Below are 17,281 nucleotides of genomic sequence, written 5' to 3'. Positions count from 1 at the left end.
CGGGATTGAGGAAATGACCACAAAGAAGGGCCGACTCGCCGGAAAGATCATTCATGTGACCGGCGCCGGCGGAAAGATCGGCCATGCGCTCGTCGAGATGATCAAGGCCGAGGGGGGCCTTCCCCTGTCCAGCGACCATCTGCATCACGGCGTCGAGCTGGCGCTCGACGTGACCGTCGAGGAAGAGTGGAAAGCGACAGCCCAGTGGATCGAGAGCCAGCATGGCGCGATCGACGGGCTGGTGAACGGCGCGGGCATCGGCCGGCTTGGCTCGATCGACGAGCTCAGCTTCGACGATTGGCGCTCGACCCATGCGGTCAATCTCGATGGCGTTTTCCTTGGCTGCAAATACATGATGCCGCTGATGCGCGAGCGCGGCGGCTCGATCGTGAACCTGTCCTCCATCGCCGGCATCGTCGCGGCGGCGAATTTCGCGGCCTACAACTCCTCCAAGGCGGCCGTTCGCCATCTCTCGAAGTCGGTGGCGCTGCATGGCGCGCGCATGAAGCCGCCGGTGCGCTGCAATTCGGTCCATCCGGCCTTCATCGAGAGCGCCATGGTCGACGCCATGATCGCAGGCACGTCCGACCCAGACCGCGCTCGGGCAAAGATGATGGCTGACATTCCGCTCGGCCGTTTCGGCGAGGCGAAGGAGGTCGCGTCGCTTTGCGTCTATCTCCTCAGCGACGAATCGAGCTTCGTGACCGGCTCCGAGTTCATCATCGATGGCGGCCTCAGCGCGAAATAGCCATTTCATGTGCGCTGTCGCACGCCGTCCGCCGATCGATCATTGAAGCCTTGTAAGAGATCGGTCATGAGCCGCCGTCATAATGGCGCGGCTGAAGGGGTGATTTCATGCGTGGGTGGCTGAGTTTGCCGATTGCGGCGCTGATGGTCCTGTCGGGATCGTCGGCGATGGCGCAGCAGCCTGCTCCCACCGGCGCCTTCACCGGCCCCATCACCATCAAGAATGTGAAGGTTCAACTCTTCCTGGAGAAAACGGCGCATTTCTCCGAAAACATCGCCGATTCCGAAAAACCTTTCGAGAACGTCGTCCGCGGCGAGAGCGTGTCGGAGCCGGCGAGCGGCGTGCTGGTGACGCTCGAAGTCGCCGGCCCGAAGAATGGCCAGTCTAACGACAAGATCGCGCGGCATATGGCCCAGGTGAACATCACCAGGAAATATCGCGCCGGCCCGAAGCTGGAGCAGCGCGTGTTCGGCGGCTTCCGCTTCAACGAGCAGGGCGTCGCCTACAAGGCCTTCATGGTCGACGCCGCCACCTGCGCCCCGCTTGAGATCGAAGCCCGGCTTGGCGCCAGCAAGAAGACCGTCAAGGTCGAGTTCTCCTGCACCGCTGAAAACACCTGATCGTCAATCTCCCATTCACGGCCGGATGTGATAATTCGCCGGCTCGAATTGGGGATCTGACTCATGTGCCGGTTTCTGGCCTATCGGGGCGAACCCGTGTTCATGGACAGCGTGGTCTGCGCCCCGCGCCATTCCCTGATCCACCAGTCGCTCCATGCCGAGGAGGCCAAGGTCGCGACCAACGGCGACGGCTTCGGCCTCGGCTGGTATGGCGAGCGGGCGGAGCCCGGCGTCTATCGCGAGCTGCGCCCCGCTTGGTCGGATGAAAATCTCCTGTCGCTCTGCCGGCAGGTCCGCTCATCCGTCTTCTTCGCCCATGTCCGCGCCGCGACCGGCACGGCGACCATGCGCGCCAACTGTCACCCCTTCACCAGCGGCCGCTGGATGTTCATGCATAACGGCCAGATCGGCGGCTATGGCCGCATCCGCCGCAAGCTCGAGGCGATGCTGCCGGACGAGCTCTATGATTCGCGCGCAGGCACGACGGACTCCGAACTGGTGTTCCTGCTCACTGTCGCCCGCATCGAAGCCGGCGAAACGCCTGTCGAGGCGACGCGCGCGGTGCTCGCGACCGTGAAGGATCTCATGGCCGCCGCCGGCGTGAGGGAGCCGCTGCGCTTCAACGCCGCCATCACTGACGGCGAGACGATCACCGCCTTTCGCGCCGCCTGCGATCGCCGCCCACCGTCGCTCTATTTCTGCGAGCGTCCCGAGGCGACGATCATCGCGTCGGAACCTCTTGATGAGGATCGTTCCTGCTGGCGCGAAATTCCGAAGGGCGCGGCCATCACCGTGACGCGCGGCGGCGTCAAGGTCGAAGAGCTGTTCTGGCAGGCGATCGCCGCGTAATTCGCGGCGGACGATCTGGAAACAGCCGCGCGCCCGTGCTCTGCATGCGAGCGTCAATTCCGCTCGTTTCCAGAGGCGACATATGCCGCACGCAGCTCTCACGCTCGAAACCGCCATCGGCGGCGTCTCGCTGAAAAACCCCATCATCGCCGGCGCGGCGGAGCATCTGATCGACGAAGAGCGCGTGCGTCGGGCTCTGCGCTCGGGCGTCGGCGCGGTGGTGGTGAAATCGAACAATGAGTCGCAAGCGGCAAAAGATCAGCTTCAGCGCGCCGAATATCTCGCTCTCGATTCATCATGGCGCCCGGTCCCGTGGGATGCGTCGGCGCCGCGCGATGTGACGATCGCCTGTCGCTCAGGCATGACGCCGCAGTCTTTCGACGCATGGCTCGAGCAGACGGCGCGGCTCGATCGGGAAGCGAACGAGATGGATTCCTTTGCGATCGCGAGCATTATCCTTGGAGAACTTCCGCGCGCCGTCGACATGGCGCGCCAGGTCGAGCACGCCGGCGTCCGGATTCTCGAATTCAACATCGGCACGCCCTATGCGTCGCAGGCGGCCAAGGGCGCTGTCGCCACGGAGCTTGATCCGGCGCGCGTCGCAACCATCGTGACGACGATGCGCGAAGCGGTCTCGCTGCCGCTTTGGGTGAAGATCAGCGGGCAGAGCGAGCGCGTGCCCGAGCTTGCGCGCGCGGCGTTCGAGGCCGGCGCCAATTCCGTAGTGATGGCGGGGCGCCTGCTCGGATTTGTTCCGGACATCGAAACACATGAACCGATGCTCGGCACGACGCTTGGCATTGGCGGCTTCTGGAATCTTCCGATCACCTGTCATTGGTTGTCGCTCACGCGCGCGGCGCTCGGGCCGGATCGTGCGCTGATCGGAGTGAATGGCGCGCAGGATGGCCTTGATGTCGCGCGCATGATGCTCGCCGGCGCCTCCGCGGTGGAAATCGCATCTCCCGTGATGCTGCGCGGATTCCAGGTGCTCGATGATGCGGTCGCTACTTTCTCCGCTTATCTCGCGCGCAAGGGCGTTTCGGCGAAGGAGCTGATTGGCCGCGCCGCCGATCGGCGCAGCAGCTTTCAGGCGTTGCCGCGTCGCGACGATGTCTGGCGCAATCACATCCCGGCGCCTTGACGCCGGATTTTTTCCCGAAGCAAATCGTCGGCAACGGGAGATTTAACAATGAACAGACGATTTGCTCTTGGCGTCGCGCTTATTCTTTCGATGGCGGGAAGCGCCGGGGCGCAGAACTGGCCGGCCAAGCCGGTGACGATGATCGTTCCGTTCGCCGCAGGCACGACATCAGACGTGATCGGCCGCAGCCTCGCGGAATATCTGTCGGAAAAAATTGGACAGAATGTCGTGATCGACAATCGCGGCGGCGCCGGCGGCAATATCGGCGCGCTTGCGGTCGCGAAAGCTGCTCCCGACGGCTACACGCTTCTGCTCGCGACGACGGGTCCCGCCGCCACCAACAAGCTGATGTACAAGTCGCTCGGATTTGATCCGCAAAGTGATTTCGCGCCGATCGCGCTCATCGGAAAATCGCCTGTCATTATCGTCGCGAAAATGGAGGGTCAGGTGAAATCGCTGCGCGATCTGATCGACGCCGCGAAGGCCAAGCCCGAAACGCTCTCCGCCGGCTATCCCGGCAACGGCACGCTTGGCCACATCACAGGCCTGCTGCTGCAGGATCGCGCCGGCGTGAAAATGAACCAGGCGCAATATCGCGGCAGCTCCCAGATCATGACCGATCTGCTGGGCGGCCATATCGATGTCGGCATGGATTCGATGTCGGGCTATATCCCGACGATCAAGGACGGAAAGCTGCGCGCGCTGGCGATCGGGAGTTCGACCCGTTGGCCGGGCCTGCCCGATACGCCGACGGTCAGCGAAGCCGGGTTGCCGGATTTCGAGGCGACCGTCTGGTATGCGCTGCTCGCGCCGAAGGGAGCGCCGGCCGACATCGTGCAACGCTTGAACGTCGTGACGAACGATTATCTCAAGACGGACAAGGCAAAAGCGCTTTTCGCCGACATCGGATTTCAGGCGGCGGGCGGCTCGCCCGGCGATCTCAAGGCTTTCGTCGATGCTGAAATCGCGAAATGGGCGCCTGTGATCAAGGGCGCCAACATTTCCTTTTGATCGGTCTTTCAGGCGTCACGACTGCGCGGGGCGATCGCTCTCACGTCACCGCTTGAACGTCGCGACGGATGATGTCGAGCCATCCACATACGTCAGTCGCACCGAGGCTGATTTCGCGGCGGGCGGCGCGTTGAACGTTGTCTTTGCGTTGTAGGGAATGCTGTTGGGATCGCGCCGGTCGCAGGGCGGCATCGGCAGCGCGCGATTGGGCGCCTCATTGTCGAACCCGATCTCCGCTTTCGCGATCGCGCAGCGATAGCTGATGAGATGGGTGAAGTAGAGCGTGTCGGAGCCGCTGTCCCTGGCGAACTGAATCCAGGCCGAGGTGAACTGTTGGAGGATCTGCTTCTGGCTGTCGACGAGCGCCTTGCGCCATTCGAACTGGATCGGATAGGGCCCGTTCACACGGCCTGACGCGTCGGCGTAGCGCACTTCGAGGGTCGCCGTCTCGATATCGGGCGGCAGCTCGAACCAGGTGACGGGCGCGGGCCTTCCCGTCCTCGGATCGATCGCGCCAGTCGACGCCGTCATATGGAAATCGCCGGAATCGCCGATGCGCCAAGCGAAACTCGACGCCGCCTCGGGCAACTGCACATTCACGTTCCAGCCAGTGTTATGGCGCATGAAATTGACGTTCGGCTGCTGCATGCTGTGCGCAAGCGACGTGTCGAGCGCGGCGAGCCGCTTGCGCGCGCGATCGAGCCACGCCCCCGCGACCGAATGGTCGAGGAAATAGGGCTGGAGCTTTCCTTCGCCGTCGCTGTCGAGGAAGCGCTGCAGTGCATCCTGCTCCTTGCGCATGTCGGCGATAGTCTGCGTAGCGCCGATGCGGTTGTCGGAATAATCCTCCGCGAGCAGCGCGGACGCCGGCGCGAAATCCGGATTCGCCGTGATGAAGGTTTGCAGGCGGCGCGTCCGTTCAGGTCCATCGAACTGCAGCGCATGAACGAGCGCGAAGGCGGGCGATCTGTTTTGATCAGCGAGGGCAGCGAACACCTCGCGCGCGCCGGCGCGCCCTTCCTGCACGCGCAGCAATGCGGCAAAGCGCATCAGCGGGTCGAGAAGGTTGAGGTCGAGCCGCGCGAAAGCGAGATAGGCTTGCCGCGCCGCGAGCGCGTCGCCGCGCATCTCGTAGCTGCGCGCATTGTGATAGAGTTCGGGCGCGGTCGACGCGTTCTGCACGATGCCGCCCTGCTTCTGCAGCACGGCGAGCGCTTCCGAGAAATCGGTGGGAAGCGGCTGCTTCTCCGGAACGGCGGGCGGCTGTGGTTGCGACGGTGTCGGTGGTTGCGTTGGCGTGGCGACGACGACAGGTGGCGCGGCCGTCGAAGGTTGGGTCGTCAGCGCATGATCGGCGGGGCGCTCCGGCGCGAGCGCGATCGGCGGCTCGGGCGCCTGTTTCATCAGCCAGTAGCCGGCGCCGGCCGCGATCGCGGCGATGCCTGTTGCCGCGGCTGCGCTGGTGAAAGCGTGGCTCCAGCGCTTCAGCAGCGAAGGCTGCTGCCGGCGCAGCGGCTTGCGGCCGCCATTGCGCCATTCGACGCGGAAGGCGTGCACCGGCTGCGGGATGTTTTTCACCTCCTGCTGGCCGATATCGAGGAAGGGCACGGACAGCTTGTTGGCGACGGCCTCATAGACGCCGCGCGACACACAGATGCCGCCGGGCTCCGCGAGCCCCTCGAGGCGCGCCGCGACATTGACGCCGTCGCCAAGGAGATCGCCATCGCGCTCGACCACGTCGCCGATGGTGATGCCGATCCGGAACTCCATGCGGCGATTTTGCGGAAAGACCAGATTGCGCGTGCGCATCGATTCCTGGATGTCGATGGCGCAGCGCGTGGCGTCGACGGCGCTGGAGAATTCGGCCAGCACCGAATCGCCGGCCGTATTGAAGATGCGGCCGCCAGAGCGATTGACGAAATCATCGAAAACGGCCCGCCAGGATTCGAGGCGGGCGAGCGTTTCCTCCTCGTCCTCGGCGACGAGGCGGCTATAGCCGGCGATATCGGCGGCGAGGATCGCCGCAATCTTTCTTTTCATATGAACGCGGGAACCCTGATCCCCCATCTGAGCCGCTACGAAGCCATTCTTCGAAGCGATGTGCGCTAGCGCACTTACGCTGTTCGGGAGGGGAAGCGACGCGGCAATTCGAACCCGAGACCAAGGCGGTCTTGCGGCTCGATCAGGAATTCTCCGCTTCCGGCGTAAAACCCCTGGCCGGCCACCTCAACGGTGACGGCGCCAGGTCGACCATCATTCGCCGCGCCGACGACGCGGCCGGCCATGGGTTCGCCGGAGACGCCGCGGAAGGTCCGCCGCACGCCGGTCGCGATCAGTCCCTTGGCGTGATCGAGCGCCATGCGCGCCGTCACGCCGGAGCCCGTGGGCGAACGGTCGATCTGCCGTTCCGCGAAGATGCAGAGATTGCCGCTCGGCTGGTCCGCAGTGGCTTCGTCGGTGACGATCGTTCCGTAATAGAAGGCGAGGTCGGGCGCTTCAGGGTGTTGAAGAGGCCGGCGCGCGCGCAACGCATCGGTGAGCGCGCCCGCTGCGTCGACAAGTTTTTCGAGCGGCGTCGCATAGAAATCGAGGCCGAAACGCGACGCGGGCAGGATCGCGTAATAGGCGCCGCCATAGACGATGTCGGTCGTGATCGCGCCGAAGCCCGCGACCTCGATCGTCAGGTCGCGCGCCTCGACAAAAGCCGCGACGCTCTCGAACGCGACATCGACGATCTCGCCATTCTCGATGCGACAGGACAGTTTCAGCAGGCCGCACGGCGCTTCGATCGCGAAGCGCGTCAGCGGCTCCGTCTTCGCGACCAGCCCCTGATCGACGATCCAGCGGCCAAGCGCGATCGTCGCGTGGCCGCACATGGTCGAATAGCCTTCATGATGGGTGAACAGAACGCCGAGCGCGGCGTCCGCATGCGAGGGCTTGACCGGGATGACGCCATACATGCCGGCATGGCCGCGCGGCTCCCACATCATCGCGCGGCGAAGATGATCATGGCGCTCGCGCGCCTCGCGCCTCTTGTCGAGGATCGTTGCGCCGGTGAGTTCGGGATAGCCTGACGTGACGATGCGGACCGGCTCGCCCGCCATATGCATGTCGGTGTAACGCAGGGAAACGGGCGGCATCAGCTCACGGTGAATAGACGCAGGACGCGTCTATTTTGGCGCGCCTGCCTGTCCTGCGCCAGAGAGCATCAGCGCGAATTTGAATGCGTCATAATTGGCGTCGGACGCTTCGCGCGTGTCGGCGCTGCTCGCGAGCGTATGCAGTACCGACTGCGTCTTGACATAGCCCGTCTTCCAGAAGAGCTGCACGCCGATATTCGCGCTTCCCGTCGGAACGATGGTGCGCGTGATCTCGCCGGTCGCGGAATTGGCGTCGCCGGTCACGAGAGGCTCGCCGATATCGACGCGGGCGACCTTGTCGGCCAGCCGGCTTCTGATCATCTCGCTGAACTGCTGCTCGTTGCGCCTGAGCGTCGCCGCATCTGCAGCCACGGGATTCTGCTGGCGGCGGAAACTGACGACCGATCCCTTGACGCAATCGGCGTCCACGCAAGTGTAGAAGATCGTGCCCGTCTCCGCGACCCGGCGCGACCAACCCTTGATCGTGAATGCGCCGCTGTTCGGATCATAGCTGATGCCGAGATCGCGCGCGAAAGCGGCGTGCGTCGCAATTCCCGATGCGAGCGCGACAAGAGCGGCGCAGGCCGCAAGAGCGAGCGGTCGGCGGATTCTGCGGGCGAAGGAAGCGAGGCGCGACATGGGAAGCTCCGGTCGGAAACGATCAGTTCGCTCAGTTCCCTTATCGCGCGAAAGACGCTTAGTGCGCCTCTTCCCAATTGTCGGCTGCTCTCGCCTCGACTTTAAGCGGCGCCGCCAGTTGGAGTGTCGGCGAAGGCGCCTGCTCCATCACCGAAATGATGACGGGCATGGTCGCCTTGACCTCGCTATCGGGGACTTCGAAAACCAGTTCGTCGTGAACCTGTAACAACATGCGCGCCGCAAGTTTGTGGTGCGCCAGCGCACTTTCCATCCGCATCATCGCGCGCCGGATGATGTCTGCGGCCGAACCCTGGATCGGCGCATTGATCGCGGCGCGCTCCATGAAGGCGCGCTCGGACGGATTTGACGATTTGATCTGGGGATAGTGGCATTTGCGACCGAAGATCGTCGTCACAAACCCCTGATCGCGCGCGACCTTCTTCGTCTGGTCCATATAGTCGCGGATGCCGGGGAAGCGTTCGAAATATTTCTTGATGTAGGCGGCCGCCTCTTCACGCGCGATGCCGAGCTGATTGGCGAGGCCGAAGGCCGAAATGCCATAGATGATGCCGAAGTTGATCGCCTTGGCGCGCCTGCGCACCATCGGGTCCATGCCTTTGACAGGCACGCCGAACATTTCCGACGCCGTCATGGCGTGAATGTCGACGCCGTCAGCGAAGGCCTGCATCAACTGTGGAATATGCGCGATATGGGCGAGCACGCGCAGCTCGATCTGCGAATAGTCGGCGGAGACGAGCTTGTTTCCCGGCGTCGCGATGAAGGCGCGCCTGATCTTGCGGCCTTCCTCCGTGCGGATCGGAATATTCTGGATATTCGGCTCGGACGACGACAGTCGGCCCGTTGTCGTTGCGGCCAGCGCGAAGCTCGTATGGACGCGATGCGTGCGCGGATTGACGTAATCCGGCAGCGCGTCGCTGTAGGTCGATTTGAGTTTCGACACCTGCCGCCATTCCAGCAGCTTCGAAGGCAGCGCATGGCCCTGCTCGGAGAGGTCTTCGAGCACTCCGGCGCCCGTCGACCACTGTCCCGTCGCAGTTTTCTTCGCGCCGGGCAGGCCGAATTTGCCGAACAGGATGTCGCCGATCTGCTTGGGCGAACCCGGATTGATCTTCTCTCCCGCGAGTTCGTTGATCTCGTCCTCAAGTCGCGCCATCGACTGCGCGAAATCGCCTGACAGCCGCGACAGCATGTTGCGATCGATCGCAATGCCACGCTCCTCCATGCGCATCAGCACATGCGGCATGCCGCGCTCCAGCGTCTCGTAGACGTTGGTCATCTTTTCCGCGATCAGCCGCGGCTTGAGCGCGCGCCACAGCCTGAGCGTGACGTCGGCATCTTCGGCCGCATAGGCGGTGGCGCGATCAAGCGGCACACGATCGAAGGTCACCGCATTGCGGCCCGATCCCGCCACATCCTTGAACGCGATCGGCTTGTGGCCGAGATGCTTTTCCGACAGCTCGTCCATGCCGCGGCCGCCAAGGCCTGAATCGAGCGCGTAGGAAATCAGCATGGTGTCGTCGATCGGCGCGACGTCGATTCCATGCTGGCGCAGAAGCAGCATGTCGAACTTCGCGTTATGCGCGATCTTGAGAACGCTCAGATCTTCGAGCAGCGGCTTCAGCCGCGCGATGGCGGCGCTCGATTCCATCTGACCTTTGACGAGACCGCCGCCGAACAGGTCGCTCGCCGTCGCATCCTTGTGGGTGAGCGGCGCATAGCAGGCGCGGCCCGGCGCGGTCGCAAGCGAAAACCCGACCAGCTCCGCCTGCATCGGATCGAGCGATGTGCATTCCGTATCGAAGGCGACGAAGCCCTGTTCGCGCGCCTCGGCGATAAAGACGTCGAGCTCTTCAAGCGACATCACGCAGCGATAGGCGGCAGTGTCGATCTTCGATGCGCTCGCTTCGGCGCGCCTCGCCTCGGCGAGATCATGCGGCGAGAAGGCCCCGGGCGGCGCCTTGCCGTTCGCCTTCGCAGGCTTTGCCGGCGCGTCGGATTTCGCTTCGCTGCTTGCGGGCGTTGCGACAGGAGCAGCCGCGACCGGGCCCTGGCTTATGAGTGCGGACGACGCGACGACTTCATATTCGCCTTCGCCGTTGCGCTTCATCCATCCGCCGGCGCCCGAGAGACGTTCGTCGGCGTCGATCAGACCCGCATCCGTGTCGAACAGTTCCGCCACGCGTCGCGTGATCGTGGTGAAATCCATCGCCTTCAGAAAAGCGATCAGCGATTTCGGATCGGGATCGTTCAGCGCGAGATCGTCGAGCGGCGTGATGAGCGGAACTTCGTCGACGAGCTTCACGAGTTCGCGCGAGATCAGGATCTTCTTGACGATGTCAGGGTTGGTCAGCGTCTCCCGCCGCTTCGGCTGCTTGATCTCAGCCGCGCGTTTCAGGAGCGTGTCGAGATCGCCATATTCGCCGATCAGTTGCGCCGCGGTCTTGAGACCGATGCCCGGCGCGCCCGGCACATTGTCCGTGGGGTCGCCTGTGAGTGCCTGGATGTCGACGAGTTTCGACGGCGGCATGCCCTCCCATTTCTCGGTGACGTCGGCGATACGGTCTTCCGGCACGCCCCAGCGCGTGAGATTGCGGCCGAAAGCGAGCAGCCGCTCAGGTCGATAGCCCGGTTTGCCTTTGACGCCTGATTCGAAATCGTAAAAGGCGACGCAGTCGGTCACGAGCTGCATCAGGTCCTTGTCGGCGGAAATGATCAGCGCATCAGCGCCGCGCTCGCGCGCCTGCTTCGCATAGGTCGCGATGAGATCATCCGCCTCGAATCTGTCCTGCTCGACGGGAAAGAGCCCGAAGGCGCGCACGGCTTCGCGCATCAGCGGAAATTGCGGAATGAGCTCTTCCGGCGGATCGTTCCGGTTCGCCTTGTAGTCGGGATAGAGCTCCTTGCGGAATGAGTTCTCCGACTTGTCGAAGATGATGGCGAGATGGGTCGGCTTGATGCCGAGCACGCCCTCACGGATGAATTGCAGGAGCTTGGTCGAGAATAGCCGCACCGCGCCGGTCGGCAGCCCATCGCTGCGCGTGTTGTATTTCCGGTCCTGGTTCATGGACTGGAAATAGGCGCGGAAGACAAAGGAGGACCCGTCGACGAGGAAGACGTGGTCGCCGGCTTTGACGGGACGTGATTTCAGATTCATGCCCGGAGTTTAGGCCGGGAGAGGCGGTCGCGCCAAGCTTTGCGCGTCCTTGGCGCGTCACTCCGCCGGCATGAGATGGCGAGCCGGCTTGGCGCTTCGCCCGCGCGCCCAGCGCGGCCGCTCGAACAGCCACGCGAACGGGCCGCGCATGGCGAGACGGTGCAGGAGAAGCGGCGCCGTTGCCGCCGCGATTGTGATGAGCGCGCTCGCGGTTCCCACATCGATCAGATCAGGCGAAAGGCCGGACTTGACCAGCGCGGCGCGCATGGCGGCCATGGGCAGGAAGAAGGCGAGATAGATCGCAAGCGAACGCCGGCCGCAGGCGGCGATCGCGCGTCCGATCCATGCCGGCTCGAGCATCGACGCTGTCGCGATCAACGCGCAAGCGCCAGCCGCGCCCATCGCGAGCGCGACGAGCGGCGCGTGGGGAAGAGCCAATGCCTGTCCGCTGGTCCAGTGATCGGAAGACACGATCGCGGCGATCAACGCGAAAATCGCCGCGACGATGGGCGCCGCTATATCAGGCGCGCGACGGCTGGCGTCGGCGAGCGCGAACAAGGCTGGCGCGAACGCGTAGCCGACGAGGAAGAACACATAGCGGTTCATGAATTCATCGATCGCGGTCCACCCCGTGTTGTGAGGCGCGAGATTGAGAAAAACCGCGCCGAGAAAGACGACCGAGAAAGGCGCGCGCCTGACAAGCTTCGTCGTCACGAAGAAGAAGGGCAGGAGATAGATGAACCAGAGCGTTCCATAGGGCTCGATCAGCGCGAACAGGAATTCGCCGAGCGCATCGTCGAAGCCGCCGCCGGGCGCGAATTTCACCACGCACTGGATCAGCGCCCAGATGAGATAGAAATAGACGAAGTGGACGACCTTGCGGTCGAGATAGCGGCTCCAGGGCTGATCGATCGTGCGCTGGAGGAAAAGGCCGGCGGTGACGAAGAAGGCGGGAATGCGGAAGGGCTGCGCGAATTCGACGACCGCATGCATCCAGCCTTCGCGCCCGACCGCCTGTTCGAGGCCGAGCGTCGAATGCATCATCACGACGAGAATGATGCAGAGCCCCTTGGCGACGTCGACCCAGCCCACGCGCGCGTGCCCGGCCGCCGGCGGCGGCGCCTGTAGCGAACGGACGGGGTGGATGCGCTCTTCCATGGCTCCCTCGTCCCGGATCGGGACGGTTGTGGGGCCGATCGTCCCGGAGAAGGACCGACCGGCGGCGATTGAGCAGGAGCTGCAAACGCTGCGCCGGAGGCGTGGCGCGCCCGGGGGGAGCGGGCGCGATCTGAAGCCGGGATCAACTCCGTCCCGGCGGTTGCCGGTCGGAATCCCATCGGCTACAGGAAGGACGCGCTGTCGCGGCGCTGCACCCGTAGCTCAGCTGGATAGAGCGTTGCCCTCCGAAGGCAAAGGTCACACGTTCGAATCGTGTCGGGTGCGCCATTTCAATCAACAACTTGGCCTGAACGCTGCTGTCCGGGGAAACTCGGGGGTGAGCAGGCGCAAGCGGCTTGAGCGATTTCGGGATGCGCATGGCGCAGGCCGGGCGCAATCGGCAGCCAGGTCGCCAAGGTTGACCGGGTTTTACAGCGCGGTCGAAACTGAAGATATGCTGGTTTTCTTCGAGAGCGGAAAGCGCCAATGACTGATGAATCCGTCCCCGCCGAAAAGAAAAAAGAGCCGGAGTGGTTGAGCAAGCTCGCCGTGCTCGGCGCCAGCGCAACCGCGCGACAGGCGAAAGACGCGAAGCTGCGCGGCAGTCATGGCGCCGCCAGCGCAGGACGAAGCGTCAAACTCTGGGAATGCCGATGCGGCTGGAGCGGAGACGCGAAGCAGCTGAAGCCAGACGCTGCGACCTTTATTCCAGCGTGCCCGAGCTGTGGAAAATCGGACGGCTTGAAAGCAACGGCATGAAATCGTCTGCGGTTGTCAGCCTTATGCGCCAGCTCGCCGTTGTCGCCGCGCCTTCACTGATCCGATCGAGAGCGTCTGGGCGTGAACGCTAAGGAGCGCCTCGACCACGAAGGCGCCAACAGCCGCATATTCGTATGCGCTGCAAGCGATAGCGCCTCGCGCAAATCGCTCGCCAGTAAAAAATGACGTCAGGCCGCGGCGTCTTTCGCGCGGCCTAGCTGTGCAGCGTTCTTTTCCTGCGCGCGGTCGCAGCGTCGCCGAACGCCTTGAACAGCGCTTGATTGATCGGATTGATCTGCGGATCATATTCCGCGTGCCATTGCACGCCGAGCGCGAATCCCGCCGCTTCGGCGACCTGGATCGCCTCGATCGTTTCATCCTCGGCAACGCCCTCGACCAGGATGCGCGAGCCGAGATCGAGAATGCCCTGCCCATGCAGCGAATTCACGCGAATGGAATCGCGATGGAGAATGCGGGCGAAGGCGCCGCCGGGCGTCAGTCTCACATCGTGTCGATCGGCGAAGACGACTTCTGGATCGGGATGGATCTCGCCATTTTCGAGCCGCGGCATGCGATGATTCATGCGCCCCGGCAGCTCCCTGATTTCAGGGTGAAGCGTGCCGCCGAACGCGACATTCATTTCCTGAAAGCCGCGGCAGATGCCGAACAGGGGAACGCCCCGCGCGACGCAGGCTTCGATGAGCGGCAGCGCGATGGCGTCGCGCTCCTCATCATAAGGTTCATGCTTGGCGTGCGGCTCGACGCTGAAGCGCGTGGGATGCACGTTCGCCCGGGCGCCCGTAAGCAGGATGCCGTCGACGACATCGAGAAGATCGGCGAGGTCGGTGATGCGCGGCGTTCCCGCGAACATCAGCGGCACGGCGCCGGCCACTTCGGCTACGGCGCGGAGATTGTTTTCGCCAACCCGCTGCGAGGGAAACCTGTTCTCGACAACAAACGTGTTTCCGATCACGCCAATGACAGGCTTCGCCATCGATCGCTTCTCATATGCCCGAATAATCGCCGGCCGCTTCTAGCAACCGGCGCGCCACGCCCGCGAATCCGCGCAGAAAACGCCAAACGGGGGCGGGCGGCAAGCCAGACCAGTTATCACGATTTCGCAAACCTTGCTGCGATCGCCGCGTTCCGCGGGTCAGCCCGCGCCGGGTTGACGCAAGGCGCGCTCCAAAACCTCCGGCGAGAGGTCCGTCGCGACGGAATGGGGCGCGGTGAGCGTCAGCGCCGCGGCCCGGACGCCGGAACGGGTGGCCGCGTCATGCCGCCGCGCTGTCGGCGCGTTCCTCAAGGACGAGGTGATAGACCTTGCCCTTGAACGCGCTCATGGCGGCGCCGATTTCGCCGCGTACTTGCTGGCGCACCGGGCTTGCAAGCGCCGCCTGCATCGCCGCGAGATCATCGAAATAGAGGTCGAAAATCACATAGACTGGCGGCGCGCCAGCTTCCGTCTCCGCCGGCCAGCGCAGGCGAATGTCACGTAGGCCGGGATAGCGCGCGATGGCGTTGCGGACATCGACCGCCATGCGCCGGTCGAACTCCGCCTTGTCGGCGTCGGCGACATGTCCTTCGAGCACGGCGGATCTAACGATCATTACAGTTTCCTATCGTGTCGGCGTTGGATCGAGCAATCGCGCGACGGATGTCTCCGTTGCGGCGAGATGCGCATCCATCAGCGAGGTCGCGCGTTTACCGTCGCGGGCGATCACAGCTTCCATGATCGCCGCATGTTCGGCGTTGACGTCGCGCACTTCGGCCTGCGCCTCGCGATGGCGCAAGAGCCTGATCTTGCGATAGCGCTCGGAATGATCGGCGAGCATGTTCCAGAAGCGCAGCAGCCAGTCCGAGCCGCAGGCGACGACGAGCGCGAAATGGAAGCGGCGATGCTGCGCCTCCCACCGCGCCGCGGCGTCGCGATCCTCCATCGAGGCCGGCAGCGGCGTGCGTGAAAGCAAATGCATCGCGGCGATGATGTCGGCCTCCCATGAGGCGTCGCCATGTTCCATCGCAGCCGTGAGGCAGAGTCGCTCGATGGCGCGCCGTGTCGCCATGAGATCGGCGAATTCGGCCAGCGAGGCGTCGGTGACGCGCGAGCCCCTGTTGGTCTCGACCTCGACGAGATTTTCCGAGGAGAGACGCATCAGCGCTTCGCGAATCGGCGTCAGTCCGAGCTGGAACCGATCCTGCAGCTCCGCCGCACGCAGACGCTCGCCCGGCATCAGTTCGCCGCGGATGATCTCGCTGCGCAGCCGGCGATAGGCGCGCTCGGCCTGGGAGAGGGTGTCCAGATCTTCCATCGGGCCGAATCCGATATTGACAGGCACTTTTATAAAATCATATTCATTTCATAGCAAGCGTCGCCGGAGACGAAGATGTCCACCCTAACTTGGTCCCTGGCCACTGTTTCAGCCGCGGAAGCTCCGGTCGCGTGCCTGGAAGCCGGCGGATCGCTGTATCGGCTGGAGCCATCGCTGGCCCGCGTCGGGCTGCCGGGTCTGACCAGCGTCGCGGCCCTGTTTGCGGATTGGCCTGCTGCGAAGCCGGCGCTGGACGCCGCGGTCGGGAAGGTCGACGCGAAAGATGCGGTGACGCCCGGCGCCCGGCTCGCACCGCTGCTCTATCCCGGCAAGGTGCTGTGCGCTGGCGCGAACTACTACGATCACATGGCTGAGATGGGTTTTCCCGGGGTAACCAAGGAAAGCCAGCGCCTGTTCTTCTTCATGAAGCCGCCGCGCAACGCCATCGTCGGCGAGGGCGCGACAGTGCTGATGCCGCGCGGCACGAAAGCTTTCGATTGGGAAATCGAACTCGCAGTCGTGATCGGCAAGACGGCGCGCTATGTCACGCCCGATCAGGCGCTCTCGCATGTCGCGGGCTATTCCATTGCGCTTGATCTTTCGGCGCGGGATTTCAACCGCGCGCCCGAGCAGTTCTACAAGCTCGACTGGGTGGCGGGAAAAGCCAATGACACCTGTGGCCCCATGGGTCCGCGCATCGTGGCCGCGGCGGCGATTCCTGATCCGCAGAAGGTGAAGCTGAAGCTCTCCGTCAATGGCGAAGTGAAGCAGGACGGGAGCGCGGAACAGATGATCTATTCCGTCGCCGAGCAGATCGCGCGCGCCTCCGAGATCATGACGCTTGATCCCGGCGATGTCGTATTGACGGGAACGCCCGCCGGCGTCGGCGTGCCGAAACAAACCTTCCTGAAAGTGGGCGATCGTATCGACGCCGAGATTTCAGACATTGGCGCTTTTCACGTCGTGATCGCCGGAGAGGCCTGAGCGATGGTCGCCGCGCCGACAGCAATTGTGACAGGCGGCGCGTCAGGCATCGGGTTGGCGACGGTGAAGCGGCTTGCCGCTGATGGGTTCAATGTGATTGCGATCGATCGCGACGGTGAGAAGCTGGCGGCGTTGAAAGCCGAAAACAATGTCTCCACGGCCGTCGCCGATGTCTGCGATCGCGCCGCGATCGCGCAGGCGATGGACGGCTGCGCGACGCTGGACGCGCTCGTCTGCGTCGCCGGAATCTATCAGCCGCGCCAGTTCGACGAGATCAGCGATGATGACTTCCGGCGCATGCTCGATGTCAATCTGATTGGCGTCTTCATCGCCGCGCAGGAAGCGGCGCGACGCATGAAGCCGGGCGCGAAGATCGTGACCGTGTCCTCGCGCGCGGCGATCGGCGGAACGGGCTTTGCTCATTATGTCGCATCGAAGGCCGGCGTGGTGGGTTTGACCCGCGCCATGGCGATGGAATTGCGGGCGCGCCAGATCGCCGTGAATTCCGTCGCGCCCGGTTTCACGGACACGCCGATGACGCGCAGCATGCCGGCTGATCAATACGCTGTCGCGCAGTCGCTGGAGCCGAGCGGCAAGGCCGCCGATCCCGACGATATCGCCGGCGCCATTGCATTTCTGGCGTCGCCCTCGACGCGCTTCATCACCGGGCAAACCCTGTTCGTCGATGGCGGAAAATCGTTGGGTGGGCTCGCTCTTTGAGGGGAATCGCTGCGGCGGATTGCTG

General features: G+C 64.0%; 15 protein-coding genes and 1 tRNA gene. 8 read left to right on the top strand and 8 right to left on the bottom strand.

The annotated features are described in order from the left end of the window. Positions 1-13 precede the first annotated feature (13 nt). The 5 genes from L8F45_RS19075 to L8F45_RS19055 all read left to right on the top strand — a co-directional run bounded on the left by L8F45_RS19075 (position 14) and on the right by L8F45_RS19055 (position 4,369). Positions 14-748 carry an SDR family oxidoreductase gene (locus L8F45_RS19075; protein WP_342359443.1) on the top strand — a complete coding sequence of 245 codons (735 nt, stop codon included), beginning with the start codon at positions 14-16 and terminating at the stop codon, positions 746-748. A gap of 107 nt (positions 749-855) precedes the next feature. Then, on the top strand, positions 856-1,368 hold the full coding sequence (locus tag L8F45_RS19070) for a hypothetical protein (protein WP_342359442.1): 513 nt from the start codon (positions 856-858) through the stop codon (positions 1,366-1,368). Positions 1,369-1,431: 63 nt separating this feature from the next. Then, complete coding sequence (locus tag L8F45_RS19065) at positions 1,432-2,217, top strand: class II glutamine amidotransferase (RefSeq protein WP_342359441.1); 786 nt, start codon at positions 1,432-1,434, stop codon at positions 2,215-2,217. A gap of 82 nt (positions 2,218-2,299) precedes the next feature. Beyond that, the gene (locus tag L8F45_RS19060) at positions 2,300-3,358 is read left to right on the top strand and encodes a tRNA-dihydrouridine synthase (RefSeq protein WP_342359440.1); all 1,059 of its coding nucleotides are present in this window, start codon (positions 2,300-2,302) and stop codon (positions 3,356-3,358) included. 48 nt (positions 3,359-3,406) lie between these two features. Next, positions 3,407-4,369: a Bug family tripartite tricarboxylate transporter substrate binding protein gene (locus L8F45_RS19055; protein WP_342359439.1), complete on the top strand. Its 963-nt coding sequence runs from the start codon at positions 3,407-3,409 to the stop codon at positions 4,367-4,369. Positions 4,370-4,414: 45 nt separating this feature from the next. Here the strand turns inward: L8F45_RS19055 and L8F45_RS19050 are convergent, their stop codons facing one another. The 5 genes from L8F45_RS19050 to L8F45_RS19030 form a co-directional block, all read right to left on the bottom strand. Further along, positions 4,415-6,409, bottom strand: a complete 1,995-nt coding sequence (locus L8F45_RS19050; protein WP_342359438.1) for an adenylate/guanylate cyclase domain-containing protein — start codon at positions 6,407-6,409, stop codon at positions 4,415-4,417. Positions 6,410-6,483: 74 nt separating this feature from the next. Continuing rightward, on the bottom strand, positions 6,484-7,509 hold the full coding sequence (locus tag L8F45_RS19045) for a proline racemase family protein (RefSeq protein ID WP_342359437.1): 1,026 nt from the start codon (positions 7,507-7,509) through the stop codon (positions 6,484-6,486). Positions 7,510-7,539: 30 nt separating this feature from the next. Further along, positions 7,540-8,148: a hypothetical protein gene (locus tag L8F45_RS19040; protein WP_342359436.1), complete on the bottom strand. Its 609-nt coding sequence runs from the start codon at positions 8,146-8,148 to the stop codon at positions 7,540-7,542. A 58-nt stretch (positions 8,149-8,206) separates the two neighbouring features. Then, positions 8,207-11,323: a DNA polymerase I gene (gene polA, locus L8F45_RS19035; protein ID WP_342359435.1), complete on the bottom strand. Its 3,117-nt coding sequence runs from the start codon at positions 11,321-11,323 to the stop codon at positions 8,207-8,209. A gap of 57 nt (positions 11,324-11,380) precedes the next feature. Beyond that, positions 11,381-12,481, bottom strand: a complete 1,101-nt coding sequence (locus tag L8F45_RS19030; RefSeq protein WP_342359434.1) for an acyltransferase family protein — start codon at positions 12,479-12,481, stop codon at positions 11,381-11,383. A gap of 211 nt (positions 12,482-12,692) precedes the next feature. Between L8F45_RS19030 and L8F45_RS19025 the strand changes: the two genes are divergently transcribed. Then, positions 12,693-12,769: transfer RNA gene (locus L8F45_RS19025), tRNA-Arg, on the top strand. 685 nt (positions 12,770-13,454) lie between these two features. On the opposite strand, the gene L8F45_RS19020 is transcribed toward L8F45_RS19025, so the two are convergent. From L8F45_RS19020 to L8F45_RS19010, 3 genes are all read right to left on the bottom strand, one after another. Further along, positions 13,455-14,234 (bottom strand): gamma-glutamyl-gamma-aminobutyrate hydrolase family protein, encoded by a 780-nt coding sequence (locus L8F45_RS19020; RefSeq protein ID WP_342359433.1) that lies wholly within the window; start codon positions 14,232-14,234, stop codon positions 13,455-13,457. A gap of 280 nt (positions 14,235-14,514) precedes the next feature. Continuing rightward, positions 14,515-14,850 (bottom strand): EthD domain-containing protein, encoded by a 336-nt coding sequence (locus L8F45_RS19015; protein ID WP_342359432.1) that lies wholly within the window; start codon positions 14,848-14,850, stop codon positions 14,515-14,517. Positions 14,851-14,859: 9 nt separating this feature from the next. Then, complete coding sequence (locus L8F45_RS19010) at positions 14,860-15,552, bottom strand: GntR family transcriptional regulator (RefSeq protein WP_342359431.1); 693 nt, start codon at positions 15,550-15,552, stop codon at positions 14,860-14,862. A gap of 75 nt (positions 15,553-15,627) precedes the next feature. Between L8F45_RS19010 and L8F45_RS19005 the strand changes: the two genes are divergently transcribed. Continuing rightward, the gene (locus tag L8F45_RS19005) at positions 15,628-16,536 is read left to right on the top strand and encodes a fumarylacetoacetate hydrolase family protein (RefSeq protein WP_342359430.1); all 909 of its coding nucleotides are present in this window, start codon (positions 15,628-15,630) and stop codon (positions 16,534-16,536) included. A gap of 3 nt (positions 16,537-16,539) precedes the next feature. After that, positions 16,540-17,256 carry an SDR family NAD(P)-dependent oxidoreductase gene (locus L8F45_RS19000; protein ID WP_342359429.1) on the top strand — a complete coding sequence of 239 codons (717 nt, stop codon included), beginning with the start codon at positions 16,540-16,542 and terminating at the stop codon, positions 17,254-17,256. Positions 17,257-17,281 lie beyond the last annotated feature (25 nt).

Origin of the sequence: Terrirubrum flagellatum (genome assembly GCF_022059845.1) — a bacterium.
Lineage (GTDB): Bacteria > Pseudomonadota > Alphaproteobacteria > Rhizobiales > Beijerinckiaceae > Terrirubrum > Terrirubrum flagellatum.
Note: the sequence above shows the minus strand (reverse complement) of the source record. Positions and strands in the feature narration are given on the sequence as shown.

Excerpts from the sequence above, each read along its gene's own strand:
- L8F45_RS19015 (WP_342359432.1), bottom strand. The coding sequence starts at position 14,850 with ATGATCGTTAGATCCGCCGTGCTCGAAGGACATGTCGCCGACGCCGAC.
- L8F45_RS19010 (WP_342359431.1), bottom strand. The coding sequence starts at position 15,552 with ATGGAAGATCTGGACACCCTCTCCCAGGCCGAGCGCGCCTATCGCCGG.
- L8F45_RS19040 (WP_342359436.1), bottom strand. The coding sequence starts at position 8,148 with ATGTCGCGCCTCGCTTCCTTCGCCCGCAGAATCCGCCGACCGCTCGCT.
- L8F45_RS19045 (WP_342359437.1), bottom strand. The coding sequence starts at position 7,509 with ATGCCGCCCGTTTCCCTGCGTTACACCGACATGCATATGGCGGGCGAG.
- L8F45_RS19030 (WP_342359434.1), bottom strand. The coding sequence starts at position 12,481 with ATGGAAGAGCGCATCCACCCCGTCCGTTCGCTACAGGCGCCGCCGCCG.
- L8F45_RS19055 (WP_342359439.1), top strand. The coding sequence starts at position 3,407 with ATGAACAGACGATTTGCTCTTGGCGTCGCGCTTATTCTTTCGATGGCG.
- polA (WP_342359435.1), bottom strand. The coding sequence starts at position 11,323 with ATGAATCTGAAATCACGTCCCGTCAAAGCCGGCGACCACGTCTTCCTC.
- L8F45_RS19005 (WP_342359430.1), top strand. The coding sequence starts at position 15,628 with ATGTCCACCCTAACTTGGTCCCTGGCCACTGTTTCAGCCGCGGAAGCT.
- L8F45_RS19050 (WP_342359438.1), bottom strand. The coding sequence starts at position 6,409 with ATGAAAAGAAAGATTGCGGCGATCCTCGCCGCCGATATCGCCGGCTAT.
- L8F45_RS19000 (WP_342359429.1), top strand. The coding sequence starts at position 16,540 with ATGGTCGCCGCGCCGACAGCAATTGTGACAGGCGGCGCGTCAGGCATC.
- L8F45_RS19075 (WP_342359443.1), top strand. The coding sequence starts at position 14 with ATGACCACAAAGAAGGGCCGACTCGCCGGAAAGATCATTCATGTGACC.
- L8F45_RS19065 (WP_342359441.1), top strand. The coding sequence starts at position 1,432 with ATGTGCCGGTTTCTGGCCTATCGGGGCGAACCCGTGTTCATGGACAGC.
- L8F45_RS19060 (WP_342359440.1), top strand. The coding sequence starts at position 2,300 with ATGCCGCACGCAGCTCTCACGCTCGAAACCGCCATCGGCGGCGTCTCG.
- L8F45_RS19020 (WP_342359433.1), bottom strand. The coding sequence starts at position 14,234 with ATGGCGAAGCCTGTCATTGGCGTGATCGGAAACACGTTTGTTGTCGAG.
- L8F45_RS19070 (WP_342359442.1), top strand. The coding sequence starts at position 856 with ATGCGTGGGTGGCTGAGTTTGCCGATTGCGGCGCTGATGGTCCTGTCG.